General features: G+C 41.2%; 7 protein-coding genes. All 7 read right to left on the bottom strand.

Going from position 1 to position 9,351, the window contains the following annotated elements; translation table 11 throughout:
• The coding region (locus KQP79_RS13300; RefSeq protein WP_264386532.1) for a helix-turn-helix domain-containing protein at positions 1–452 on the bottom strand (452 nt) is incomplete at its 3' end.
• Positions 453–747: 295 nt separating this feature from the next.
• Positions 748–1,803: an alginate lyase family protein gene (locus KQP79_RS13295; protein WP_264386531.1), complete on the bottom strand. Its 1,056-nt coding sequence runs from the start codon at positions 1,801–1,803 to the stop codon at positions 748–750.
• A gap of 20 nt (positions 1,804–1,823) precedes the next feature.
• Positions 1,824–3,347, bottom strand: a complete 1,524-nt coding sequence (locus tag KQP79_RS13290; RefSeq protein WP_061448510.1) for an Ig-like domain-containing protein — start codon at positions 3,345–3,347, stop codon at positions 1,824–1,826.
• Positions 3,348–3,365: 18 nt separating this feature from the next.
• On the bottom strand, positions 3,366–5,120 hold the full coding sequence (locus tag KQP79_RS13285; RefSeq protein WP_052587867.1) for a RagB/SusD family nutrient uptake outer membrane protein: 1,755 nt from the start codon (positions 5,118–5,120) through the stop codon (positions 3,366–3,368).
• A 13-nt stretch (positions 5,121–5,133) separates the two neighbouring features.
• A complete protein-coding gene (locus tag KQP79_RS13280; RefSeq protein ID WP_081104644.1) occupies positions 5,134–8,292 on the bottom strand; it encodes a SusC/RagA family TonB-linked outer membrane protein in 3,159 nt (1,052 codons plus the stop codon).
• Between the two features lie 97 nt (positions 8,293–8,389).
• Positions 8,390–8,920, bottom strand: a complete 531-nt coding sequence (locus tag KQP79_RS13275) for a sigma-70 family RNA polymerase sigma factor (protein ID WP_081104643.1) — start codon at positions 8,918–8,920, stop codon at positions 8,390–8,392.
• A 1-nt stretch (position 8,921) separates the two neighbouring features.
• Positions 8,922–9,332, bottom strand: coding sequence for a hypothetical protein (locus KQP79_RS13270; RefSeq protein ID WP_004319616.1), 411 nt, complete (start codon positions 9,330–9,332; stop codon positions 8,922–8,924).
• Positions 9,333–9,351: the final 19 nt, after the last annotated feature.

Below are 9,351 nucleotides of genomic sequence, written 5' to 3'. Positions count from 1 at the left end.
CTGTCATCCAGATGAAATTTCTTGGAAATCTCACCTATTGTATAGCAATCCTCTGGTTCCATGCGGTACATGGTAACTGGTTTCCTTGGGTTGGTGTCAAGCGGAGATTGCCGAAGTGGGTATAACTTCATCAATTCCGTTTTGCTGACCTTGATTTTGGCTCCTTTACGCTTAATAGATGAGATTCGGTTCAGTTTTATTAGCCGATAAATGGAATCTCGGCTAATACCAAACAAAGCATACGCTTCTGTTATTGTGATATAATCCCTATAATTGGGAATACTCTTGGCTATGCTGTCTAATTCCAACTGACGCTTTTCTTCATCATGCTTGCGTTTCCAAGCTACTTTGGAACATTTTGGCGAGCAATACCAAGACTCCAAAGTCCGTGCGAAGAATTCTTCTCCGCATACAGGACACTTCCGCACTATCTTATACTTTGATCCAGGCATACTAATATCTCTATGTTATTGTTACTAATTATCTTGCGCCCCATAGTTTCGCACATTATCTACTATAGTTTCGAGATACAAATGAGGTACAGATGTTTATAATAATAACGCAAAGATAGCAATATTATTGTGTACGGCCAAAAACAAGAAAAGCGTGTAACTCATTGAGCTACNTGTTTATAATAATAACGCAAAGATAGCAATATTATTGTGTACGGCCAAAAACAAGAAAAGCGTGTAACTCATTGAGCTACACGCTTTCCTTATGATAATGTATTCTTATTTCTATAGGAGCTTACTTCACATCCCCATATTCAGCATATTTAGGGTAACGATTATATACACGTCCGTCTTCTGTCGTAAAAGAGTCGTTTGCTTTGATACCATACAAATCTTCTCCGATATTATACGCAGCCTGACACATCGGAGCCAGTGTAGCCATACTCAATCCGGCATGATCCTGGTCGCGACCCGATTCATCAGCTTGTCCAAGGCAATATCCTTCACCCAGACCGGCAGGGTCTTGATGCAGTGCTACCACCAAGTGCTGGATACATCCCGAACTGGGACCATGTTTATAATAGTTTATCGCTTCATTAATCATATCCTGGTCATCACATACAATACCTATTGCCAGCATGATTGCCACGTTGGGAACTTCCCATCCGCCCCAAGACCAGTAAGGATCTGTTTTTTGACTGATGAAGTAGGTTGCAGGACCTGCAACTACATTTTTCAACCAAGTCTGGAACTTAGAAAATCCTCCATTATCTACCCAAGGCTGATAATCCCGCATTACTTCCGCCGCTTGCGCAAACCGATGTCCGTCAAATCCGGTAACTAACGCATAATGGTCATTCGTATTCTCCACTTGAATTGCTTTACATACAGTCGACCAGTTATCCAGAATCTTCACAGCCTTATCCGCATACTTATATGCATCTTCTTCACCTAGTCCTTCTGCTATTCTCCAGCGCAAGGCCAAATAATAGGCGGCCAATCCCGGTTCTCTGGCAACTTTAAAGTTACCACCTGAAGAATTTCTCAAAAGAATCTCGGGAGCGTCAGTTGTCCAGTTTTCGTTAAGTTGCGTGTATTGGTTCTGTTCCAGGAACTCCCATGCAGCGCCCCAAGGTTGAGCACCTGTTTTTATCTTCCCCACTACATATTGGAAATCGTCATTGGTATGCATCAGACAGGGATGATTCAAAGTGTATACTTTATAAGTATCCTCTTCTTCTATTGTATAACCCGGTGTCAGGTCAACATGCCCCTCATCAAAATAGTCCTTATTACTACAAGACAGGAATGTAAATAACACCATCGCTAGAGTTATCATTTTCTTTTTCATATTTCATCTCATTTAAATAATTATTCAAAAACAACTCCTTCATTCTCTATCAGATAAGCCTTATATGCTTCCAATGATTCGAAGGTCTTAACCCAATCGAGCGCAAAAGGTTCCGTTACTGCTTCAGTATAGTAAGTATCATAGAACCTGTGTTCACAGCGGTCTAATGTAATTCCGTCATTCAGCACTCCGTTTGTTAAAAAGTCGGCATTTGCTCCCTTGAAAATATTGGGGGTGCTTAAGTCGGCATAAGTTACATATCCGCCATCACTGGTTCTTGTCATGCTTACTTTATATAAATTTTGTGCATTACCCGCAGCAGTACCACCATAGAATCCGATACTGATTCGTGGATTATTGTTCCAGATATTAAGTAACAATGTGGGAGTCTTGGCCGGGTCGAGACTATCTTCGAAGAAAGTCTTCACTGCATATATAGGATATTTCGACGGGTAGAAAGTCATCGTTCCACGGAACTGTGCTTCACATTTCGAGTTGGCTTCTTTTTCTATCTTCCTCACTAATCTACCATTCTCCAATACTCCATAATCCCCACCTTCGAAACATCCTGCCGTAAAGAGGAAATCATCATTAATCTTACCATCTACCACAGAAACTTCAAATGATTTCTCAAAGCCCGGAGAACCGTCAGCATAGGTAATACTTGCCGTTAATGTTGCTGTACCGGAATTTACACCTCCCAAGATAACGAATACCTCTTCTTCTCCCAAAACTCGTTTTTCAATGGAAGCGACTGTAGCATCGGAAGTAGTCCATACCAAAGCAGATACAGTTGCATCCGCAGGTGTTACAGTGTATTTCAACACAGATATTTCACCTTTGGCAAGTTTGTTATGTATAGAACTCATCTCGAATGTTTCCACGTGAATAACAGGTTTTACCGTTACCTCAACTGAATGGGACAGATCCGTGCCATCTGTAGTTGTTGCAGTAATTGTCGCTTTTCCTTCTCCCACAGCCAGTACTCGCCCGTTTTCATCAACCGTAGCCACTTTCTCATCGCTACTTTTCCACGATAGAAGATAGAAACTAGGTTTCTCCGGTACAGTTTTCGTTTTGAGCTGAACCGATTGCGTTTCCATCATGGTAAGCTCTTCAGGCAAATTGGTTATCTCAACCGATTGTGTAAGCGCAAGTTCTTCGACTACACTAATTGTTATGGCAGCCGATACTCCATCTGCATATCCGACAGCTGGTTTTGCCGTAATAACCGATGTTCCGACAGCAACAGCCGTCACCTTACCGTTAGCATCTACCGTAGCCACCTCTTCGTTACCTGATACCCAAGACACCCCGGGGTTAGTCGCATCTTCCGGCAAAGTAGAGAAGTGTAAAGTATAGTTTTCGCCCTTTACCAGTGTATAGACTTCATATTTCTCATCAATCGTTATCGATGATAGAATGGTATTTTTAGTCAGCGGATCGGTATTGTAATCGTCCGCACAAGAGCTTGCAGTTCCTATCAGTGCCATGCATGAAAACAGGAAAGCCATCGTCTTGCTTAATGTATATATTCTTTTCATATAGTTATAACATTAAAATTATTTCACATAAGGATTTGTAGATTGCCAGTTGGGCCGCAAGTTCGTATTCAGTTGCAACTGATCCAGCGGGAAAGGATACAAATACTGCTTATTGTCCCATTTTCTGCCGCTCTCCCAAATCAAGCATCCTTCCGTATTCGTCACAACCCCTGCCCAACCGGAAGTTTCAAAAGCGGTTCCCGTATATTTGATTCCCAACATATCTTCAGGCATTTCGTTTTCTGCTGTTTTCCAACGTTTCAAGTCATCCAGTCTGAAACATTCATCAATCAATTCCACCGTACGTTCACGACGAATTTCCGTTCTCATGTTTGTACCTGTACCCCGAAGCAGTCCGTTAGACAATTTAGGCATAGTAGGATTAACTCTCAAACGTACCAGATTCAACGATTTGTCCAAATCAGGATCCAAGATATTGTCATCGTATTCAAATTTTGCTTCTGCATAGTTTAAAAGCACCTCCGCATAACGAATAATAGGATAGTCGTATCCTTCCTTCCGGTTTTCCACTTCTCTTTCCGAACACCATTTGCGACAACGGTACCCGGTACCACCTGCTGCATTGTGAGCAGTCACTCCGGCTTCCTTAATTTCAGCTGCATCTCCCAACCACGTTCTACGATAACGTCCACCGTTGCTACTGAAGTAAAAACCTCCGTCTACCATCATTATGCTTGTCATGCGGTTGTCACGGTCGAAATACTCCGAATTTTTAGTAGCGTAATTCCACTTCGATATATCAATCGGCAATCCGGTGCTCTTTTGAAGATACATATTGGCCAATTTACGTGTTACATATAACGCATTATTAAAACGACCTTCGGTAATATTGATACCAATAGGTGCCAATGTCGTATCATGTCTTCTGGAAAATATATATTCTTTATTTGCACTTTTGTTCAAACCGGCCGGATTCGATTTCTCATTTTCCAGTATAAACAAATAACGGTAAGCAGCCCCTTCATCCCCTTCAATAACCAAATCAGACGGTTTGAAGAGTTCGAATGTTTTCGACTCAATAACTGCATCAGCAGCTTCGTATGCTATTTTCAACCATTTCTTTGACAATTCCGTATTGCTTCCATTACCATTATGGAATTTTTCCCATGTCCCCGCATAAAGTCCCACACGGGATAAAAAGGCTTGTGCACCCTCAAGTGAAATAGTGCCTGCGTTTGCAGCAGTGATATCCTTAAACTTCGGCAAAAGCGCTATCGCTTCGTTCAAATCGGAGATAATGAATTCGTTAATTTCTTCTCTTGTATTTTGAGTGCGATAAAGCTCCGGAGAAGTGATATCTAACGGTTCTTCCACCTTAATGACTCCTCCAAAACGTTGAAGCAGGTCAAAATAGATATAAGCCCTGAAAAAATATGCCTCACCAACAGGTATCTTAATTTCTTCGGGAAGAGCATAAGATTCTGCCTTTTGTAACAACAGATTTACTTGACGAAGATTGGCATAAGCATCTGTATAGCTTTTGTCGGTAAGTGGAATGGTAGATGTTCCATTACTGAAAAGATTCCTGGGATTTGTACTAAACAAGTCTGCTTGTACATCACCGTGAGCATCCCCCAAACCACCGAAATCGCGTGTCCAACCATAGAAATTCTTGGCAAAAGCTTCGAATTGCCCTCGATTCTGCCACATGTCGCCATCCGAGAGTTGCTCCTCGGGATTCATGTCCAGACATGACTGGAACAACAAACACAAACTAAAAAGTAATGTAGTATATAAGTTCGATAGTTTCATATTATATATAGTATTAGAATGTTGCACTTAAACCAAAAGTATATGAACGAGTAAAAGGATAGCGCTGTCTGGCACTTACCGCACGCGTTGCTTCCGGATCCCAGCCATCATTAATTTTTGAGTTTTCCCAAATATCCGTACCGGTAACATATACTCTGAAATTTTCAAGTACCCCCTTGGTTATCTTTGTCAATATGGCTCTTGGTATAGTATATCCCACTGTCAGATTCTTCAACCGGAGATATGTACCATCTTCTATAAACCATGAAGAAGGCATATAATTCCAGTTATTGATTTCTGATTTAGTTGAATAGGCAGGGTATCTGCCATTAGGGTTTTCCGGACTCCAGACTTTTCCAATCGTATGGTTTGACGTATTCATCCACACTGCTTTGAAAGGAACTTTCCAAGAGTCTGCATCGCGACAAACCGTTCTTTGTGCCGCACCTTGAAAAATAGCAGACACATCAAAACCTCTCCATTCCAATCCAAGGTCAAAGGCAAAAGTTACTTTGGGGTCATCTGTCCCGAGAAAGACCAAATCGTCCTGCGTAAGCTTACCATCCTTATTCACATCTTCATACATGTGGTCACCCACGCGTAAATTCGAGGGCATTGAAAGCGTATTGTTTCCATAATACAGGTTCTTATATGCCTGTAAATCTTCCTCATTCTGTATTTTTCCTGCATATCGGTAACCGAAAACAGAGTTTAACGGATAACCGTTTATCGTGCTGTTGAAACCGGCAGAGATAACATCATTACCTCCTGACAACAACTTATTTTCCATGTAAGTATATGTTCCGCCAATATGATAGCTCACTTCTCCTATTTTGTCACTCCAACGAAGCATACCTTCATATCCTTTACTTTCGAATTTTCCGTTGTTACTTGCCGGAGCATTGCCACCCAAGGTGCCGGGATACAGCAACCCGATCAACATATTGTCGTTTTTCTTCATATAGAGGTCTACGCTACCACTCAAACGGCTGTTCAGTACTGTAAAATCAAAACCGACGTTATAATTTTTGATTCTTTCCCAAGTTCTATTGGTTGTCACCAGTTCTTTAGCCGCAGCAATATATGAAACTTTTCCGTCGCCAATATAGGCGCCCGAAGCTGTATTAAAGTTATAGAGTTGCACCCCGTCGTAAAGCCCTATACCGCTTTGGTTGCCGACCTCACCATAAGAAGCCCTAATTTTCAATTCTTCAATATACTTTTTAATATTCACCATAAACGCTTCTTCGGTAATTCTCCAACCTGCTGAAACACCATAGAAACCTTTCCATCTGTTTTCCGGTTGAAACTTTGAAGAACCATCATAGCGCGCGTTAAATTCTATCAGATACCTTTGGTTGTAGTTATAATTCAAACGTCCGAAATAGGAAAGGAGCGCATAGCTGTTCTTTTTGGCTTCGGCAATAGAAATGACTCCGTTACCATTAATGATACCTAGTTCCGACTGGATATCAGTGGCAGACGTTCCGGTGATTTCATAATCTCTACGATCATATTGCATACCGGCCATTACATTGATATTGTGATTTTTACCTATCGTTTTCGCATAGTTCAAATAACCTGATACAGAGTAATTATCCGTACGGGAAGCACGTTTAGTATATTTTGATTCCGCTTGAGTAGGATAGGGATTTGCTGTAGAGGTATTCACTGTTCCATCATAATGATACCATTGGATAGATTTCATTTTCTCGTCACGTATAGCACTGTTCGTTGAATATCCGAATGTTGCAGAAGCAGTCAGTTCTTTTGTAAACTGATACTTTAATGTTTCATTCAAATTGAAAGTTGTCACCACCAATTTATTCTCACCTCCTAATTCGAGTAACCAATTGGCTGTATAGTCGGTACCCCACAAATAAGGCTTGCCATCAATAGTTGAAACAGGCCGACCTGGCAACGGAGTCGTAACATTCAACGCCCTTCCGATTTGCGTAGGAGTAACTTGCTCTTTACGGACTGCTGATATGACAGACTCGATAGTCAAACGGTCAGTGGCCTTAATTACATTACTCGAACGGAAAGTATACTGTTGATTGTTATTTTCTCCCCAACGCAGGTTGGAGTCATCAAACAAATAACCGGCAGACAAACGGTAAGTGACCTTTTCGTTACCTCCTGAAAAGCTCAAGTCGTGTTGCGTAGAATTGGCAGGTCCCCACATCACGTCCGTCCAGTTGACATCCTGAAAAACGTAATCGTTCACACCCATACCTGGAATCGGGTTAGGATTGCTCCCGTCATGTACATTAATGAAACCACCTTTGTTTGCCTGCATCAACTTGACATATCGATACCATGTATAAGTATCGTCAAGGCCGTCATTCTCCATTGCTTGCAGAAATGAACCAGCCCACTCATCCAGGCTCATCAATTCAGCTTGAAGTCCCGGCATCTTACGGGTATATGAGCCATTATACTCTATCTTAAGTTTACCGGCCTGCGGTCTTTTGGTTGTTACAATAATTACACCACCCGCAGCTTTTGCTCCATAGATAGCTGCCGAAGCATCTTTCAAGAAGTTCATAGTCTCGATATCCGAAGGGTTCAGATATTGCAGGTCTGAAACTGCGTCTGAAGGAACACCGTCTATGATAAGCAACGGTTCTGTTGTGTTTTTGGAAACTGCACCACGAAGGGATACTCCCCAACCTTCTTCACCCGGAGCTGATGATGAACGTGTGATCCGAACACCGGGAGCCTGTCCTTGCAATGCCTGAAGAGGATTGGACATGCTTCCTTTATTTTCGAATATTTTGCTATCAACAACTGTTACGGAACCGGTCAATGAAGATTTCTTCATAGCACCATACCCTACAACAACGACTTCGTCCAACATTTCACTATCTTCCTGCATCGTGACGTTTATGGCGGACTTTCCGCTTACAGCAATCTCCTGTGACTTATACCCCACATAAGATATAACTAAAACCGCTTGCCCGGAAACATTACTTAAGATAAAATTTCCATCTAAGTCTGTAATCACTCCTGTTGTTGTGCCTTTCACCACAACACTGGCACCGATAACGGGTTCACCGCTAGCATCGACAACTTTACCTCGTACGGTACTGTTTTGCAACACTTCCAGTATATTATCCGTGTCTGCAAAAGCAGTCCCCGGGCTTCCTGCCAATAGAGCGGAAGCCATCATCGCAGAATATAATATTCTTTTCGATGAAAATTTCAATAACTTCTTATTCACATTTTTTAAATTTAAAATTAACAATTTTGTTGATATAGTATAACTCTCAAATACATGACTTGATATATTCACGAATCTCTTTGCGGCTAGCCAGTAAATGATTCTCTATGGTACGTCGCGAAAGGCACAATTCTTCAGAGATTTCAGGTGCTGTCTTACCCTGAAAACGACTCATTATATAAACTGTCCGACGCTGCGGAGAAAGTTGAAGCAGTTTCAGTTTTTCTTGTGCCGACAGGTCATTGGCTATCACCCCGCTCTCTGTATCATCAGTAATGTTCACGCCATATTCATAGAAATAGGCAGACATTTCCTGCTTCCTGTAATAACGTCGCAAATAATCAACCACCAGATTGTGAGCTATGAAGAACACCATACTTCTCACTGTCTCTTTACGAAGTATTTGCTTATATTCCATGAGACGAAGAAACACATCTTGCGCCATGTCTCTGGCAGATTCATAATCATTGATTTTACGATTTATATAATGAATGATTATGGGACATAAGGATGTGTAAGTTTCAGTCAATAATTGATTTGTAGTAGAATTCATTGTCTGCATATCTTCCGTCTCCATTTTAGTTTTTACGACAAAAAACAATAGAATCACCCGCAGATGAATAAAATACCAATTTATCATCTTCCTGCTTACATAAGGATGCATGGATAATATGACGATGCAGTATCTCATTCCTTTCTCCATAGATATAGGATAAATCTTGAGATAATAAAGGTAAGCTGTACGTCAGACTGATTCTTCCGGAAGTAAGCAAATTGTATCTGGCAGATGCCGTGATAGCAGGAATATCCTTTTTATCAGATTTCATAGTCCAAAAAATCGAATCTCCATTCACCTTTAAACAAATATCACTATTAGCCACACTCCATTGAGAGGTGTCGGGCAATGAACAAGCAGTATCAACCGACTTATTACTCCCTATCAGAAAGGAAAGAAGTAAAAGGATTATAACTTCCAAAATGCTCTTCATAATATTGATTATTTAGTTA

The organism is Bacteroides sp. DH3716P (genome assembly GCF_025914115.1).
Taxonomy (GTDB): domain Bacteria; phylum Bacteroidota; class Bacteroidia; order Bacteroidales; family Bacteroidaceae; genus Bacteroides; species Bacteroides ovatus.
Note: the sequence above shows the minus strand (reverse complement) of the source record. Positions and strands in the feature narration are given on the sequence as shown.